Below are 16217 nucleotides of genomic sequence, written 5' to 3' on the forward strand. Positions count from 1 at the left end.
CGGGCCGCACCCCATTTATGACGCCACCGATTTCGCGATGACCGATTCCGCCCCATCCGCCACGCCGTTCCGCGTTGCCGCCTTGCAGATGGTCAGCACGCCCGACGTCGGACGCAATCTCGCCGAAGCGCGCCGCCTGATCGCGGAAGCCGCCGACGAAGGCGCGCAACTCGTGCTGCTGCCCGAGTATTTCTGCTTCATGGGGCAGCGCGACACCGACAAGCTCGCGCTCGCCGAGCCGTACGGCGACGGCCCGATCCAGCAGTTCCTCGCCGACGCCGCACGCCGCCACGCGCTCTGGGTCATCGGCGGCACGCTGCCGCTGAAGGCGCCGGAACCGCAGCGCGTGCTGAACACGACGCTCGTGTTCGATCCGTCGGGCAACGAGGCCGCGCGCTACGACAAGATCCATCTGTTCAACTTCGAGAAAGGCGACGAGTCGTTCGACGAGGCGCGCACGATCCGCCCGGGCGAGACGGTCGTCACGTTCGACGCGCCGTTCGGCCGGGTCGGGCTGTCGGTCTGTTACGATCTGCGCTTTCCGGAGCTGTATCGCAGGATGGGCGATTGCGCGCTGATCGTCGTGCCGTCGGCGTTTACGTATACGACGGGCCGCGCGCACTGGGAGACGCTGCTGCGCGCGCGGGCGGTCGAGAACCAGTGCTACGTGCTCGCGGCCGCACAGGGCGGCAAGCACGAGAACGGCCGGCGCACCTGGGGTCACAGCATGCTGATCGACCCGTGGGGCGAGATCGTCGCGGTGCGCGACGAAGGCGCGAGCGTCGTGAGCGGCACGCTCGACCCGCAGCGCATCGCCGACGTACGCCAGAGCCTGCCCGCGTGGCGGCACCGCGTACTGACCTGAGCGGCCGGTCCGCTTGAAACGCCGCGCGGCCCACCCATCTGCGCGATACGCATCCGACAACTTTTTGAGAGCACCCGATACCCGCATGAACATCATCGAACCCGGCATCCGCAACCTGGCGCTGGCGAAGGACATCCTGCTGACGCCGTACGGCCTCGACGAGAGCCTGCTCACGCGCACGATCGCGGACATCTTCACGCACCGCGTCGACTACGCGGATCTGTACTTCCAGGCGACGCGCAGCGAGGCGTGGAGCCTCGAGGAAGGCATCGTGAAGTCGGGCAGCTTCAGCATCGATCAGGGCGTCGGCGTGCGCGCGGTGGCGGGCGACCGCACCGCGTTCGCGTATTCGGACGACCTGTCGCCGGAAGCGATCGCGCAGGCCGCCGCGGCGACGAAGGCGATCGCGGCCGCGGGCGGCGGCCGCCAGAAGGTGAAGGCGGCGACCTCGCTGAAAGGCATCTCGGGCCGCGACCTCTATCTGCCGTCCGATCCGCTCGCGTCGCTCGACGCGACGGCCAAGGTGAAGCTGCTCGAACGCGTCGAGCAGATGGCGCGCAGCCGCGACCCGCGCATCACGCAGGTCATGGCGGGCCTCGCCGGCGAATACGACGTCGTGCTCGTCGCGCGCAGCGACGGCGCGCTCGCGGCCGACATCCGCCCGCTCGTGCGCGTTTCGGTCACGGTGATCGCCGAGCAGAACGGTCGCCGCGAAATCGGCACCGGCGGCGGCGGCGGCCGCTTCGACTACGGCTACTTCACCGACGACGTGCTGTCGCGCTACGTCGATGACGCCGTGCACGCCGCGCTCGTGAACCTCGACGCGCGCCCCGCGCCGGCCGGCGCGATGACGGTCGTGCTCGGACCGGGCTGGCCGGGCGTGCTGCTGCACGAGGCGATCGGCCACGGTCTCGAGGGCGACTTCAACCGCAAGGGTTCGTCCGCGTTCGCGGGCCGCATCGGCGAGCAGGTCGCCGCGAAGGGCGTGACGGTCGTCGACGACGGCACGCTGCCGAACCGTCGCGGCTCGCTCAACATCGACGACGAAGGCAACCCGACGCAGTGCACGACGCTGATCGAGGACGGGATCCTGAAGGGCTACATCCAGGACACGCTGAACGCGCGCCTGATGAAGATGCCGGTCACGGGCAACGCGCGCCGCGAGTCGTATGCGGCGCTGCCGATGCCGCGCATGACGAATACCTACATGCTCAACGGCGACAAGGATCCGCAGGAAATCATCGCGTCGGTGAAGAACGGCCTCTACGCCGTCAACTTCGGCGGCGGCCAGGTCGACATCACGAACGGCAAGTTCGTGTTCTCGGCGTCCGAGGCGTACATGATCGAGAACGGCAAGATCACGTATCCGGTCAAGGGCGCGACGCTGATCGGCAGCGGCCCCGAATCGCTGAAGTACGTGAGCATGATCGGCAACGACATGTCGCTCGACACGGGCGTCGGCGTATGCGGCAAGGAAGGCCAGAGCGTGCCGGTCGGCGTCGGCCAGCCGACCCTGCGCATCGACAAGATGACGGTCGGCGGTACGGCATAACCGCATCGTCGCGCAGACAATCCGCGTATTTTTGACCGAACGCGCGGATTGTCCGCATTTTTGACGCACCCCGGTTGCCAGCGGCACGGCGACCGGGTATAAATTCCGAATCGACTTTTTCGACGAACCGAATCTCCGTCATGTCCGCCAAGTTTTACTTTTACTTTTTTTGGTATCTCAGACCGCTGGCGGATCGAGAGGGTTGATGGCGCGCGAAGCGCAACCGAAATTCCCGAAAAAACCGCCGGCGAACCCGGCGGTTTTTTTTCGCCCTTCGCCAGCCGTCGTCGCGACGGCCGCCCTGCAGCCCGAACGACACACCGCACCACCCGAATCGACGAATCTGCCGCACGCACACTGACCGAACGGCGCCCCCAAAAGCTAGGAGAAACAGCATGCCCCCGCACAATACCGACGACGTCCGCATCCGCGAACTCAAGGAACTGACGCCGCCCGCTCACCTGATCCGCGAATTCGCCTGCTCCGAAGCGGCGTCCGAGCTGATCTACAACGCGCGGCAGGCGATGCACCGGATTCTGCACGGCATGGACGACCGTCTCATCGTCGTGATCGGGCCGTGCTCGATCCACGATACGAAGGCGGCGCTCGAATACGCGGGCCGGCTCGTGAAGGAACGCGAGCGCTTCAAGGGCGAACTCGAAATCGTGATGCGCGTGTACTTCGAGAAGCCGCGCACGACGGTCGGCTGGAAGGGGCTCATCAACGACCCGCATCTCGACAACAGCTTCAAGATCAACGAAGGGCTGCGCACCGCGCGCGAACTGCTGCTGCAGATCAACGAGATGGGGCTGCCGGCCGGCACCGAATACCTCGACATGATCAGCCCGCAGTACATCGCCGACCTGATCTCGTGGGGCGCGATCGGCGCGCGCACGACCGAGTCGCAGGTGCACCGCGAGCTGGCGTCGGGGCTGTCGTGCCCGGTCGGCTTCAAGAACGGCACGGACGGCAACGTGAAGATCGCGGTCGATGCGATCAAGGCCGCATCGCAGCCGCACCACTTCCTGTCGGTGACGAAGGGCGGCCACTCGGCGATCGTGTCGACGGCCGGCAACGAGGACTGCCACGTGATCCTGCGCGGCGGCAAGGCGCCGAACTACGACGCGGACAGCGTGAACGCCGCGTGCGCGGACATTGGCAAGGCCGGCCTCGCCGCGCGCCTGATGATCGACGCGAGCCACGCGAACAGCTCGAAGAAGCACGAGAACCAGATTCCGGTATGCGCGGACATCGGCCGCCAGGTCGCGGCCGGCGACTCGCGCATCGTCGGCGTGATGATCGAGTCGCACCTCGTCGAAGGCCGTCAGGATCTGAAGGAAGGCTGCGAACTGACGTACGGCCAGAGCATCACCGATGCCTGCATCAACTGGGAAGACAGCGTGAAGGTGCTCGAAGGGCTGGCGGAATCGGTGAAGGCGCGCCGCGTCGCGAGCGGCAGCGGAAACTGACGGGGCGGCAAGCAGCGCGATCGTCCCGTGGCGCCTCGGCCATGCGGCCAGCGCGCGGTGATCGCCTCGCTCTGCTAGACCAGCTAACATTCTCTAGCTAACTTGCCGGGCTGAACATCCCGACAACCGTCGAGGCATTCAATGCCGCCGACGAATCGATCGCCGCCGATTGCGAGGCCAGCTCGGAACAAAGGCTGGCGCCATGAAGCTGCTGCTCGATACGCCCATCGCGCTATGGGCGGCGGAGGGCGCGCATCAACTGTCGACAACAGCGGCCGCGTTGATCGGGCATCCCGAGAACACGCTGTACGTCAGTGCCGCATCCATCTGGGAAATCGCGATCAAATACCGCAAAGGCAATCTGCCGGTCCATCCGCGCGATGCCCGTTCGGCGTTCCGGCTTGCGGGCTTTGCGGAGCTGCCTATCAGCAGCGATCACGTCGAAGGCGTTGCCGCGCTGCCCGATTTTCCGGATCACGCCGATCCGTTCGACCGCGTGATGGTTGCGCAGGCGCTACATGAAGGTATGCCGCTCGTCAGCGCAGATCCCAAACTGTGGCGCTATCACGACACGCTCGTGCTGCGCGCCTGACGTGCTGCACGCAACGAAATCAAAGCCCGGCATACGCCGGGCTTTTTCACGCGCAGCCGCGAGTGCCTGCGCGACGCGTTACTCGAGCGCCCCCGAACCGAAAATCTCCGTATTCACGCGCTCCGGCGCGACGCCCAGCGCGAGCAGCGCATCGCGCTGCGCCTTCATGAACGCGATCGGGCCGCAGATGTAGTAGTCGGCGTCCGGCACCAGCGCGTACTGCTTCACGCGCTCGGGCGTCAGACGCCCTTCGAGGTCGTGATCGATGCCGACGCGGTCGTTCGGCCCGACCCGCTCGTACAGCACCGTACGCTTCACGTTCGCGTGCTCGCGCACGGTGTCGTTCAGCCAGTCGCGGAACGCGTGCACCGCGCCCGACCGGCATGCGTGGACGAACCGCACGTCGCGCCGGCTGCCTTCGGCGACGAGCGTCGACAGCATCGACATCATCGGCGTGATGCCGACGCCGCCCGAGATCAGCACGACGGGCGTATCGGCGTCGCGCTTCAGCGAGAAATCGCCCATCGGCGCCGTCACCTCGACGATCGAACCCGCTTCGACGCCGTCGTGCATCAGCGTCGACACCTTGCCGGCCGGAATCGCCTCCGCGTCGCCCGACTCGCGCTTCACCGAGATGCGCAGCCACTTGCCGTTCGGCGCGTCGGACAGGCTGTACTGGCGCGGCTGATCGACGCCGAGATCGCCCACGAAGCGCTTCACCGTCACGTACTGGCCCGGCTCGAACGACGGCGCCGCGCCGCCGTCCGCCGGCACCAGGTAGAACGACGTGATCTCGTCGCTTTCGCGCACCTTGCGCGCGACCTTGAACGGACGGAATCCGCTCCAGGCGGCACCCGCGTACAGGTCGGCCTCCGCGCCGATCAGGATTTGCGCGAGCTGGCCGTAGGCGACGCGCCACGCTTCGAGCGTATCCGCGTCGACCGCGTCGCCGAGCACCTCGACGATCGACGCGAGCAAGTTCTCGCCGACGATCGGATAGTGCTCGGGACGAATGTTCAGGCTCGCGTGCTTGTGCGAAATCCGCGACACCGCACCGCCGAGCGCACCCAGATTGTCGATGTTCGCCGCATACGCATAGACGGCCTTCGCGAGCGTCTCGGGCTGCGTGCCCGTCTTCTGATGCGTCTGGTTGAACAGGTTCTTCAACTCCGGATGGCGCGCGAACATGCGCTGGTAGAAGTGCTTCGTAATCGTCGCGCCGTGTTCGGCGAGGACGGGAGCGGTCGCCTTCACGCGTGCCATCTGATCGGCGGTGATCTGGGTCATGTTCGTTCTCCGTTAAACATGCGGATACGATACCTCTTTAAAATCGCGGGCCGGACGGACAAATTGTCGCAGTGCGGAAAAAGGCGCCGGCTGGGTTACCGGACGCGGCCGCGCTCCCACAGCACGTCCGCGCCGCCGGCCGCGCGGTTCAGCACGCGCGCGAGCACGAACAGCAGATCCGACAGCCGGTTCACGTAGCGTCGCGGCGCATCGTTGAGCGCGTCGTGCCGGCCGAGCGCGACGATCGAGCGCTCGGCGCGGCGGCACACGGTCCGGCACACGTGCGCGAGCGATGCCGCGCGCGAGCCGGCCGGCAGAATGAATTCCTTCAGCGGCGGCAGCGTCGCGTTGTAGTCGGCGAGCCAGCGGTCCAGTCGCGCGAGATGCGTGTCGTCGATCACCGTGTGCCCGGGGATGCACAGCTCGCCGCCGAGATCGAACAGATCGTGCTGAATCGTCACGAGCGCCGTGCGCACGTCGTCGGGCAGCGTTTCGGCGAGCAGCACGCCGAGGTTCGAATTCAGCTCGTCGACGTCGCCGATCGCGGCGATCCGCGCATCGTCCTTGCCGACGCGCCGGCCGTCGCCGAGGCCGGTGGTGCCGTCGTCGCCGGTGCGCGTGGCGATCTTGCTCAAGCGGTTGCCCATGCGAATGTCCTCTCCGGTGCGCGGCCGCGATGCGGCCCGGTTGCGTTGGAACGCGATTATCGCAGCCCGCGGCGACGGCCGCAGCAGGCGTTCCAGCGTAGAATGGGCCGAAACCGCGTCGAAGCGGGACCCGTTTTTCGGACGGTCGGCCGCCGCGAACCCGGTCGGCGCGACATGCGCCCGGCGTCGTCCGCCGGTCGCCGCGCACGATGCCGGCACGCGCCCGCGCGCTGCCCCGACAAAGGAGACATTCGTGAATCACCCCGCCCCGCCGGCGGCCACGCGCCGCCCCCTGCCCCCCGCCATGCTCGATGCGCTGCGCGCCAGATTCGGCGAGCGCGTCTCGGTCGCCGATGCCGTGCGCGCACACCACGGCCGCGACGAATCGCCGTTCGATCCGCAGCTGCCCGACGCGGTCGTGTTCGCGCACAGCGTCGACGACGTCCGCGAAGTCGTGTCGCAGTGCGCGCTCTACGGCGTCCCGCTGATTCCGTACGGCGCCGGCTCGTCGCTCGAAGGTCATCTGCTCGCGGTGCGCGGCGGTGTGTCGCTCGATCTGTCCGAGATGAACCGCGTGCTGTCGATCAACGCGGAAGACCTGACCGTCACGGTCGAGCCCGGCATCACGCGCAAGGCGTTGAACGAAGCGCTGCGCGACACGGGGCTGTTTTTCCCGATCGATCCGGGCGCCGACGCGAGCATCGGCGGGATGACCGCGACGCGCGCGTCGGGCACGAATGCCGTGCGCTACGGCACGATGCGCGAGAACGTGCTCGGCCTCACGGCGGTGCTCGCCGACGGCCGCGTCGTGAAGACCGGCTCGCGCGCGCGCAAGTCGTCGGCCGGCTACGATCTGACGCGCCTGTTCGTCGGCTCCGAGGGCACGCTCGGCGTGATCACCGAAATCACGCTGCGGCTGCATCCGCTGCCGGAAGCCGTATCGGCCGCGATCTGCACGTTCCCGACGATGGGCGACGCCGTGCGCACCGTGATCGAGACGATCCAGATCGGCGTGCCGATCGCGCGCGTCGAATTCGTCGACGCGCTTGCCGTGCGTTCGATCAACCGCCATTCGAACCTGACGCTCGCCGAAGCGCCGACGCTGTTCTTCGAATTCCACGGCACGGAAGCCGGCGTGAAGGAACAGGCCGAACTCGTGCAGGCGCTCGCGGGCCAGAACAACGGCCAGGGTTTCGAATGGGCGACGCGGCCCGAAGACCGCAGCCGGCTCTGGTCCGCGCGCCATAACGCGTATTTCGCGATGCTGCAGCTGAAGCCCGGCTGCCGTGCGGTGACGACCGACGTATGCGTGCCGATCTCGCAGCTCGCCGCCTGCGTCGAGGAAACCGAGGCCGATCTGCGCGCGTCGTCGCTGCCGTGCCCGATCGTCGGTCACGTCGGCGACGGCAATTTCCACGTCGCGATCCTGATCGATCCCGACAAGCCCGAAGAAATCGACGAGGCCGAACGCATCAACGACCGGATCGTCGAGCGTGCGCTGCGGCTCGGCGGCACGTGTACGGGCGAGCACGGCGTCGGGCTGCACAAGATACGCTTCCTGCCGAAGGAGCACGGCGACAACGCGATCGACACGATGCGCGCGATCAAGCTCGCGCTCGATCCGCGCAACCTGATGAACCCGGGCAAGATCTTCGCGTGCTGATGCGGCGGCGAAGCGGCGGCCGCGACTGCCGCCGTGCTTTGCCTGGGACGGGAGCAAGCGCTGAAGCGCTAACTCCAGCCGCGCTTTGCCTGGGACGGGAGTAAGCGCTGAAGCGCTAACTCCGGCCGCGCTTTGCCTGGGACGGGAGTAAGCGCTGAAGCGCTAACTCCCGTCGCGCTTTGCCTGGGACGGGAGTAAGCGCTGAAGCGCTAACTCCCGTCGCAAAAGGAGACCCGATGAACGCCCCTGTCGAACTGTCCGCCCAGATGCGCGCGCAGCGCCAGCGCGAAGTCGTCCAGGCGCTGATGGCCGTGCTGCCGACGCACTGCCTGTTGTATCGCGACGAAGACACCGCACCGTACGAATGCGACGGCCTGTCGGCATACCGCCGTCTGCCGCTCGCGGTCGCCCTGCCCGAAACCGAATCGCAGGTGCAGCGCATCGTGCAGATCTGCCGCCGCATGGACGTGCCGATCGTGCCGCGCGGCGCCGGCACGAGCCTGTCCGGCGGCGCGCTGCCGATCTCGCTCGGCGTCGTGCTGTCGCTCGCGCGCTTCACGCGCATCGTCGAAGTCGATCCGTATGCGCGCACCGCCACCGTCCAGCCTGGCGTGCGCAATCTCGCGATCTCCGAAGCGGCCGCACCGTACGGGCTGTACTACGCGCCCGATCCGTCGTCGCAGATCGCCTGCACGATCGGCGGCAACGTCGCGGAAAATTCGGGCGGCGTCCATTGCCTCAAGTACGGACTCACCGTGCACAACGTGATGCGCGTGCGCGCCGTGACGATCGACGGCGAAATCGTCGAATTCGGCTCGCTCGCACTCGACATGCCGGGCCTCGACCTGCTCGCCGTGATGATCGGCAGCGAAGGGATGTTCGCGATCGTCACCGAAGTGACGGTGAAGCTGATCCCGAAGCCGCAGGCGGCGCAGCTCGTGATGGCGAGCTTCGACGACGTCGTCAAGGGCGGCGAGGCCGTCGCCGCGATCATCGCGTCCGGCATCATCCCGGCCGGCCTCGAGATGATGGACAAGCCGGCGACGCGGGCCGTCGAGGCGTTCACGCACGCCGGCTACGACCTCGACGCGAAAGCGATCCTGCTGTGCGAATCGGACGGCACGCCCGAAGAAGTCGCCGAGGAAATCGTGCGGATGACGGCCGTGCTGCGCGAGCACGGCGCGACGCGCATCCAGGTCTCGCGCAACGAAAGCGAGCGGCTGCGCTTCTGGTCCGGCCGCAAGAACGCGTTTCCGGCCGCCGGGCGCATCTCGCCCGACTATTACTGCATGGACGGCACCGTGCCGCGCCGCGCGATCGGCCCGCTGCTCGCGCGCATCGAACAGCTCGAAACGCGCTACGGCTTGCGCTGCATCAACGTGTTCCATGCCGGCGACGGGAACATGCATCCGCTGATTCTGTACAACGCGAACAATCCGGACGAGCTCCATCGTGCCGAGCAGTTCGGCGCGGAAATCCTCGAATGCTGCGTCGAATTCGGCGGCAGCGTGACCGGCGAGCACGGCGTCGGCATCGAGAAACTGAACTCGATGTGCGTCCAGTTCTCGCCGCAGGAGCGCGACGCGTTCTTCGCGGTCAAGCGCGCATTCGATCCGCCGGAGCTGCTCAATCCCGACAAAGGCATTCCGACCCGCGCACGCTGCGCCGAATACGGACGCCAGCACGTGCGCGGCGGGCTGCTGCCGCACCCCGATCTGCCGCGCTTCTAGGCGCGCGCATGCCGGCCGTCGCCCGGCCGGCTTCAGGAAGCGCCCGGCGCCGCCGCGCGGTATTGCGTGGCGTGGCGCGGGCTCGCGCGCGCCGCCTGCGCAGTCCGGGCGGCGCGCCCCGCCCCCCGCTCGATACGCGCTGTAGCGCCCCCTTTCCTCGATGTCGCGGATGTCGCCGACGCATCCTAGGGATAGTCGCGATGTGGATTCGCGCCACCCCGGTACAATCGATCGGACAACAAGACGAGGCAGCCACGAAAACATGGAAGAGGACGACATCGTCGCCGAATGGGCCGAACGCGTCCGCTCGGCCAGTGCCGACGGCCGCCCGCTGCGGATTCGCGGCGGCGGCACGAAGGACTGGTACGGGCAGACGCTCGAAGGAGAAATACTGGACACGCGCGCGCTGCACGGCGTCGTGTCGTACGACCCGGCCGAACTCGTCGTCACGGTGCGCGCGGGCACGCCGCTCGCGCAGCTCGAAAGCGTCGTCGCGGAGCGCGGCCAGATGCTGCCGTTCGAGCCGCCGCACTTCGGGCGCGCGGCCACCGTCGGCGGCTGCATCGCGGCCGGCCTCGCGGGCCCGCGCCGTGCGACCTCCGGCGCGCCACGCGACTTCGTGCTCGGCGTCACGCTGATGAACGGCCGCGGCGAAACGCTGCGCTTCGGCGGGCAGGTCGTGAAGAACGTCGCCGGCTACGACGTCTCGCGGCTGATGGCCGGCTCGCTCGGCACGCTCGGGCTGATGCTCGAGCTGTCGATCAAGGTGCTGCCGGTGCCGGTCGCCGAAGTCACGCTGAAGTTCGAAATGACGGCGACCGATGCCGTGCGCAAGCTCAACGAATGGGGCGGTCATCCGCTGCCGGTCAGCGGCAGCGCGTGGCGCAACGGCACGCTCGTGCTGCGGCTGTCCGGCGCCGAGGCGGCCGTCAAATCGGCAAAGACGCAGCTCGGCGGCGAAGTCGTCGATGCGGTCGAGGCCGAGCGATTCTGGGCCGGCCTGCGCGAGCACACCGATCCGTTCTTCAACGGGATCCCGCCCGACTATGCGCTGTGGCGACTGTCGCTGCCGTCGATCACCGAACCGATGCACCTGCCCGGCACGCAGTTGATGGAATGGGGCGGCGCGCAGCGCTGGTGGATCACCGATGCCGACGCGCAGACGGTCCGCATGAGCGCGAAGCAGGCCGGCGGCCACGCGACGCTGTTCCGCGCGGGCGACGCCTACGATCGCAGCGCCGGCGTGTTCACGCCGCTCGCCGCGCCGCTGCTGAAAATCCACCGCGGGCTGAAGGCGGCGTTCGATCCCGCACGCATCTTCAACCGCGGCCGGCTGTATCCCGATCTCTGAGCTGCCGATGCAAACGAACCTCGCTGACTTCATCCGCGACACGCCCGACGGCAACGAGGCCGACGCGATCCTGCGCAAGTGCGTGCACTGCGGGTTCTGCACCGCGACGTGCCCGACCTATCAGTTGCTCGGCGACGAACTCGACGGCCCGCGCGGACGCATTTACCTGATCAAGCAGATGGTCGAAGGCGCGAAAGTCACGCGCAGCACGCAGCAGCATCTCGATCGCTGCCTCACGTGCCGCAGCTGCGAGACGACGTGCCCGTCGGGCGTCCAGTACGGCCGGCTCGTCGAGATCGGCCGCAAGCACGTCGAGGCGCAGGTGCAGCGCCCGCTGTCGCAGCGGCTCGTGCGCCGCCTGCTCGCGAGCCTCGTGCCGAACGCGACGCTGTTCTCGCCCGTGATGCGGCTCGGCCAGCACGTGCGGCCGCTGTTGCCGAAACGGCTGCGCGACAAGGTACCGCCGCGCACGCGATTGCTCGAATGGCCGCAGCGCACGCATCCGCGCAAGATGCTGATGCTCGGCGGCTGCGTGCAGCCGTCGATGCTGCCGAACATCAACATCGCGACCGCGCGCGTGCTCGACGCGCTCGGCGTCGAGACGATCGTCGCGCCCGACGCAGGCTGCTGCGGCGCGATCCGGCTGCACCTCAACTATCACGACGAAGCGCTCGACGACGCGCGCCGCAACATCGACGCATGGTGGCCGTACGTCGAACAGGGCGTCGAGGCGATCGTGATGAACGCGTCGGGCTGCGGCGCGACCGTGCTGGAATATGCGCACCTGCTGCGCGACGATCCGGCCTATGCGGAGAAGGCGCTGCGCATCGTCGCGCTGACGCGCGACATCTCCGACGTGCTGCTCGCGTTCGAGGCCGAACTCGCGACGCTCGGCCGCCGCCGTGCGATCCATACGGTCGCGTACCATCCGCCGTGCACGCTGCAGCACGGGCAGCAGTCGCGCGGCAAGGTCGAACGCCTGCTCGAAACGCTCGGCATCGACGTGCGGCTGCCGGCCGACAGCCACCTCTGCTGCGGCTCGGCCGGCACCTATTCGCTGACGCAGCCGTCGCTGTCGTACCGGTTGCGCAAGCAGAAGCTGCTGAAACTGCAGGCGCTCGAACCGCAGATGATCGTGTCCGGCAACGTCGGCTGCATCGCGCACCTGCAAAGCGGCACGCAGATTCCGGTCGCGCACTGGATCCAGCTCGTCGAGCATCTCATCTACGGTTAATGTCGGCGCTGGCCGCGCCGCTCGCCGCGCACCGCTGGCCGCGCGCCACGATCGCCGCGTGAAGGGCACGCATGCACGCGAGCGCGTCGCGGCGGCGCGCGCCGCGTCCGTATAATGTGCGGATCGTTGCGCCGCCTGCGGCGCATCCGCTCCGTGCCCGTTTTCTCGCGCCGTATCCGTGCCCGTCATGTCCGATCTCGCCGTTCGTCTCGAATCCGTTCATCGCCGCATCGCCGACGCCGCGCGTGCCGCCGGCCGCGATCCGGCCTCCGTGTCGCTGCTCGCCGTATCGAAGACCTTTCCCGCCGATGCGGTACGCGCCGCGCATGCGGCCGGGCAGCGCGCATTCGGCGAAAACTACGTGCAGGAGTCGATCGACAAGATCGACGCGCTCGCCGATTTGCGCGCGTCGCTCGAATGGCATTTCATCGGGCCGCTGCAGTCGAACAAGACGCGCGCGGTCGCCGAGCGCTACGACTGGGTGCATTCGATCGACCGGCTGAAGATCGCGCAGCGGCTCGCCGAGCAGCGCCCCGCGCACCTGCCGCCGCTGAACGTGTGCGTGCAGGTGAACATCAGCGGCGAGGCGTCGAAGAGCGGCGTCGCGCCGGCCGAGGTCGCCGAGGTCGCACGCGCGGTGGCTGCGCTGCCGTCGCTGCGGCTGCGCGGGCTGATGGCGATCCCGGAACCGGCGGCCGATCTCGACGCGCAACGCGTGCCGCATCGCGCACTGCGCACGCTGTTCGATGCGCTGCGTGCCGACGGCCTGCCGCTCGACACGCTCTCGATGGGCATGTCCGCCGATCTCGAGGCGGCCGTGCTCGAAGGCGCGACGATCGTGCGCGTCGGCACCGCGATCTTCGGCGCGCGCGACTATTCGCGCTGAACGCCGCGCCCTATCCCTTCACTCACTCGCTCAATCCGACATCATGAAAATCGCATTCATCGGCGGCGGCAACATGGCCGCGGCCCTGATCGGCGGCCTGATCAAGCGCGGCGTCGCCGCGGACGGCCTGTACGCCATCGACGTCAACGAAGACGTTCGCGCGCGCGCCGCGCAGCAGTTCGGAATCCGCACCGGCGCCGCGATCGACGCCGCACTCGGCGACTACGACGCGATCGTGCTCGCGGTCAAGCCGCAGGTGCTGAAGGACGTCGCGCAGGCGCTCGCGCCGCATCTGCGCGCGCAGCTCGTGATCAGCATCGCGGCCGGCATCCGCGGCGCCGATCTGTCGCGCTGGCTCGGCGGCTACGCGCGCGTCGTGCGCACGATGCCGAACACGCCCGCGCTCGTCGGCATGGGCGTGACGGGCCTCGCCGCCCTGCCCGGCGTCGATGCGGCCGGCCGCGAACTGGCTTCGAACGTACTCGGCGCGGTCGGCGAGATCGTCTGGTTCGACGACGAATCGCGGCTCGACGCCGTCACCGCGATCTCGGGCAGCGGGCCCGCATACGTGTTCTATTTCATCGAAGCGCTGCAGGAAGCGGCGCGCCGCCTCGGGATGAACGACGAACAGGGCCGCGCGCTCGCGGTCGCGACGTTTACGGGCGCCGCGCAGCTCGCCGCGCAATCGGGCGAGCCGGCCGGCGTGCTGCGCGAGCGCGTGACGTCGAAGGGCGGCACGACGGCCGCCGCGCTCGCGTCGTTCGACGCGCAGGGCGTGAAGGAAGCGATCGTGCGCGGCGTTCTCGCGGCCGACGCACGCGCGAAGGAAATGGGCGACGAACTCGGCCGCGCCTGAGCGGCTCGACGCTTCGTCCTGCACGAGGATGGACTTGCGCAGCAGACCGCGCACGCCATCATCCCGCAGCAGCAACAAAAAAGCGGCCTCGGCCGCTTTTTCGTTTTCCGCTTCAGCACGCCGCGCACGGCACGAAGCCGCGCGGGCCGCCGCTCAGCTCCCCGCCATCAGGTAATGCGCGGCAATGCCGGCGAACAGCACGCCGCCGAGCCAGTTGTTGTGGCGGAATGCCGCGAAGCACGGCATCCGTTCGCGGCCCTTGATCAGCGTGTAGTGATACACCGCGCAGCCGGCCGCGGCGACCCAGCCGACCCAGTACGCCGCACCGAAGCCGAGCGCGATGCCGATCCACACGTAGATCCCGAGCGTGACCGCATAGCACGCCATCACGGCGGCGACGTCGAAACGGCCGAACGTCAGCGCCGACGTGCGAATACCGATCTTGATGTCGTCGTCGCGGTCGACCATCGCGTATTCGGTGTCGTACGCGATCGACCAGAACACGTTCGCGATCAGCATCACCCACGCGAGCGGCGGCACGGTGTTCTGCACGGCCGCGAACGCCATCGGAATCCCGAAGCCGAATGCGATCCCGAGATACGCCTGCGGAATCGCGAAGAAGCGCTTCATGAACGGATAGGTGCCCGCGACGAACAGCGCGACGACCGACAGCTCTTTCGTCAGCGTATTGAGCGGCAGAATCAGCAGAAACGCCACGAACGACAGGCCGACGGCGATCGCGACGGCCTCCCACGCGCGGATCTTGCCCGACGTCAGCGGCCGGTCGGCCGTGCGCTTCACGTGCCGGTCGAAATCGCGGTCCGCGTAGTCGTTCATCGCGCAGCCGGCCGAGCGCATCAGCAGCGTGCCGAGCGCGAAGATCACGATCAGCGGCCAGCGCGGATGGCCGTCCGACGCGATCCACAGCGCGTTCAGCGTCGGCCACAGCAGCAGCAGGCTGCCGATCGGCTTGTCCATCCGGACAAGGCGCAGGTACAGGGGAAAGCGGGCAAGCATGACGAAGCACCGGAAAGACGATCCCGGCATTTTAGAGCCCAACGGCCGTTTGCGTCATGGTGCGGCCGGCGCGAGGCGCGGCCGAGGGGAAGGGATCGGTGTGAAGAAATCGGCGGATCGCCGACCAAAATCGACGGCGGGCCGGCATGATCGGGGACCGTCGGCGCCGCGCGCGTCGCCGTGCGAATCGTGCGGCGGCGCCGCCGGCCGCCTTGCGGCCATGCGGCACGCCGCAACGGCATGCCGCGCGCCCGGCCGGCGCAACGTCCTTACGCGAGCAGCGACCGCAGCATCCACGCGGTCTTTTCATGCGTCTGCAAGCGCTGCGTGAGCAGGTCGGCGGTCGGCTCGTCGCTCGCCGCGTCGGCCGCCGGGAAAATCTCGCGCGCGGTGCGCACGACCGCCTCGTGCCCTTCGACGAGCTGGCGGATCATGTCTTCGGCGGCCGGCACGCCCTCGGCTTCCGGCACCGACGACAGTCGCGCGAAATCGCCGAACGTGCCCGGCGCGACGACGCCGAGCGTGCGAATGCGTTCCGCGATCGAATCGACCGCGAGCCACAGTTCGTTGTACTGCTCCTCGAACATCAGATGCAGCGTGTTGAACATCGGGCCCGTCACGTTCCAGTGGAAATTGTGCGTCTTCAGATACAGCGAAAACGTATCGGCCAGCAAGCGCGACAGGCCTTCGGCGATCTTCCTGCGATCCTTGTCGCTGATGCCGATGTTGATTTGCGTTGCATTTGCATTGCCTTTCTTTGCCATCGTCGGACTCCTCATTTCGACAGGTTGAACCGATGAAAATGCGTCGAGCCATCCGCATGTCGCGTGCACGCGGCATGCGCTCGCGGCCTGCCAGTTTAGCGTGACGCGCGCCAATGCGCGCTTACGCGCCGGTCACGTGAGCGATCGCGCCGAGCGCGTGCGCGATCAGCACGGCCGCGCCGCTGCCGGCGATCGCCGCGCCGACCAGGCGCCGCGCGGCGGCCGGCGCACGCAGCGCGGGCGCGGCGAACGCCGCGTGCAAGTCGAGCGTGCGTTGCGTCATGATGGTTCCTCCTTCAACGAA

15 protein-coding genes and 1 pseudogene are annotated in these 16217 nt (G+C 68.1%); 11 read left to right on the forward strand and 5 right to left on the reverse strand.

The annotated features are described in order from the left end of the window. Positions 1-37 precede the first annotated feature (37 nt). The 5 genes and pseudogenes from ACSHSS_RS01420 to ACSHSS_RS01440 all read left to right on the forward strand — a co-directional run bounded on the left by ACSHSS_RS01420 (position 38) and on the right by ACSHSS_RS01440 (position 4478). Entirely contained in the window at positions 38-865 is an 828-nt protein-coding gene (locus tag ACSHSS_RS01420; RefSeq protein ID WP_006401615.1) for a carbon-nitrogen hydrolase family protein, read from the forward strand. Between the two features lie 85 nt (positions 866-950). Then, complete coding sequence (tldD, locus tag ACSHSS_RS01425; protein WP_006408370.1) at positions 951-2417, forward strand: metalloprotease TldD; 1467 nt, start codon at positions 951-953, stop codon at positions 2415-2417. Positions 2418-2812: 395 nt separating this feature from the next. Then, positions 2813-3886: a 3-deoxy-7-phosphoheptulonate synthase AroG gene (aroG, locus tag ACSHSS_RS01430; protein ID WP_006401618.1), complete on the forward strand. Its 1074-nt coding sequence runs from the start codon at positions 2813-2815 to the stop codon at positions 3884-3886. Positions 3887-3987: 101 nt separating this feature from the next. Further along, positions 3988-4092, forward strand: a pseudogene (locus ACSHSS_RS01435) (type II toxin-antitoxin system Phd/YefM family antitoxin); the annotation flags it as partial. Continuing rightward, complete coding sequence (locus ACSHSS_RS01440; RefSeq protein ID WP_217075474.1) at positions 4089-4478, forward strand: type II toxin-antitoxin system VapC family toxin; 390 nt, start codon at positions 4089-4091, stop codon at positions 4476-4478. The pseudogene ACSHSS_RS01435 and the gene ACSHSS_RS01440, both read left to right, overlap by 4 nt. A 78-nt stretch (positions 4479-4556) precedes the next feature. Here ACSHSS_RS01440 and hmpA read toward each other — a convergent pair whose 3' ends face one another. Together hmpA and ACSHSS_RS01450 are read right to left on the reverse strand one after the other, a co-directional pair. After that, entirely contained in the window at positions 4557-5765 is a 1209-nt protein-coding gene (gene hmpA, locus ACSHSS_RS01445) for an NO-inducible flavohemoprotein (protein ID WP_217060818.1), read from the reverse strand. Between the two features lie 95 nt (positions 5766-5860). Then, a complete protein-coding gene (locus ACSHSS_RS01450) occupies positions 5861-6412 on the reverse strand; it encodes a cob(I)yrinic acid a,c-diamide adenosyltransferase (protein ID WP_006401622.1) in 552 nt (183 codons plus the stop codon). 253 nt (positions 6413-6665) lie between these two features. Here ACSHSS_RS01450 and ACSHSS_RS01455 point away from each other — a divergent pair, with 253 nt between their 5' ends. The 6 genes from ACSHSS_RS01455 (at position 6666) to proC (ending at position 14132) form a co-directional block, all read left to right on the forward strand. Further along, entirely contained in the window at positions 6666-8075 is a 1410-nt protein-coding gene (locus tag ACSHSS_RS01455) for an FAD-binding oxidoreductase (protein ID WP_445544487.1), read from the forward strand. Positions 8076-8311: 236 nt separating this feature from the next. Next, a complete protein-coding gene (locus ACSHSS_RS01460; protein WP_445544488.1) occupies positions 8312-9805 on the forward strand; it encodes an FAD-linked oxidase C-terminal domain-containing protein in 1494 nt (497 codons plus the stop codon). A gap of 262 nt (positions 9806-10067) precedes the next feature. Continuing rightward, positions 10068-11156 (forward strand): glycolate oxidase subunit GlcE, encoded by a 1089-nt coding sequence (gene glcE, locus ACSHSS_RS01465; protein WP_006401626.1) that lies wholly within the window; start codon positions 10068-10070, stop codon positions 11154-11156. Positions 11157-11163: 7 nt separating this feature from the next. Continuing rightward, entirely contained in the window at positions 11164-12390 is a 1227-nt protein-coding gene (gene glcF, locus ACSHSS_RS01470) for a glycolate oxidase subunit GlcF (protein WP_217060820.1), read from the forward strand. Positions 12391-12577: 187 nt separating this feature from the next. Next, a complete protein-coding gene (locus ACSHSS_RS01475; RefSeq protein WP_006411014.1) occupies positions 12578-13276 on the forward strand; it encodes a YggS family pyridoxal phosphate-dependent enzyme in 699 nt (232 codons plus the stop codon). A 43-nt stretch (positions 13277-13319) separates the two neighbouring features. After that, positions 13320-14132: a pyrroline-5-carboxylate reductase gene (proC, locus tag ACSHSS_RS01480; RefSeq protein ID WP_105779090.1), complete on the forward strand. Its 813-nt coding sequence runs from the start codon at positions 13320-13322 to the stop codon at positions 14130-14132. A gap of 153 nt (positions 14133-14285) precedes the next feature. Here the strand turns inward: proC and ubiA are convergent, their stop codons facing one another. From ubiA to ACSHSS_RS01495, 3 genes are all read right to left on the reverse strand, one after another. Beyond that, on the reverse strand, positions 14286-15149 hold the full coding sequence (gene ubiA, locus ACSHSS_RS01485) for a 4-hydroxybenzoate octaprenyltransferase (protein ID WP_445544489.1): 864 nt from the start codon (positions 15147-15149) through the stop codon (positions 14286-14288). A 269-nt stretch (positions 15150-15418) separates the two neighbouring features. Continuing rightward, positions 15419-15913 carry a Dps family protein gene (locus ACSHSS_RS01490; protein WP_006412288.1) on the reverse strand — a complete coding sequence of 165 codons (495 nt, stop codon included), beginning with the start codon at positions 15911-15913 and terminating at the stop codon, positions 15419-15421. A 121-nt stretch (positions 15914-16034) separates the two neighbouring features. Further along, positions 16035-16196 carry a hypothetical protein gene (locus ACSHSS_RS01495; protein ID WP_088926018.1) on the reverse strand — a complete coding sequence of 54 codons (162 nt, stop codon included), beginning with the start codon at positions 16194-16196 and terminating at the stop codon, positions 16035-16037. Positions 16197-16217: the final 21 nt, after the last annotated feature.

It is taken from the genome of Burkholderia sp. BC1 (assembly GCF_052683555.1).

Coding starts and splice junctions, on each gene's coding strand:
- aroG (WP_006401618.1), top strand. CDS start 2,813: ATGCCCCCGCACAATACCGACGACGTCCGCATCCGCGAACTCAAGGAA.
- tldD (WP_006408370.1), top strand. CDS start 951: ATGAACATCATCGAACCCGGCATCCGCAACCTGGCGCTGGCGAAGGAC.
- ACSHSS_RS01495 (WP_088926018.1), bottom strand. CDS start 16,196: ATGACGCAACGCACGCTCGACTTGCACGCGGCGTTCGCCGCGCCCGCG.
- proC (WP_105779090.1), top strand. CDS start 13,320: ATGAAAATCGCATTCATCGGCGGCGGCAACATGGCCGCGGCCCTGATC.
- ACSHSS_RS01450 (WP_006401622.1), bottom strand. CDS start 6,412: ATGGGCAACCGCTTGAGCAAGATCGCCACGCGCACCGGCGACGACGGC.
- ubiA (WP_445544489.1), bottom strand. CDS start 15,149: ATGCTTGCCCGCTTTCCCCTGTACCTGCGCCTTGTCCGGATGGACAAG.
- ACSHSS_RS01490 (WP_006412288.1), bottom strand. CDS start 15,913: ATGGCAAAGAAAGGCAATGCAAATGCAACGCAAATCAACATCGGCATC.
- ACSHSS_RS01475 (WP_006411014.1), top strand. CDS start 12,578: ATGTCCGATCTCGCCGTTCGTCTCGAATCCGTTCATCGCCGCATCGCC.
- ACSHSS_RS01440 (WP_217075474.1), top strand. CDS start 4,089: ATGAAGCTGCTGCTCGATACGCCCATCGCGCTATGGGCGGCGGAGGGC.
- glcF (WP_217060820.1), top strand. CDS start 11,164: ATGCAAACGAACCTCGCTGACTTCATCCGCGACACGCCCGACGGCAAC.
- hmpA (WP_217060818.1), bottom strand. CDS start 5,765: ATGACCCAGATCACCGCCGATCAGATGGCACGCGTGAAGGCGACCGCT.
- ACSHSS_RS01420 (WP_006401615.1), top strand. CDS start 38: ATGACCGATTCCGCCCCATCCGCCACGCCGTTCCGCGTTGCCGCCTTG.
- ACSHSS_RS01460 (WP_445544488.1), top strand. CDS start 8,312: ATGAACGCCCCTGTCGAACTGTCCGCCCAGATGCGCGCGCAGCGCCAG.
- glcE (WP_006401626.1), top strand. CDS start 10,068: ATGGAAGAGGACGACATCGTCGCCGAATGGGCCGAACGCGTCCGCTCG.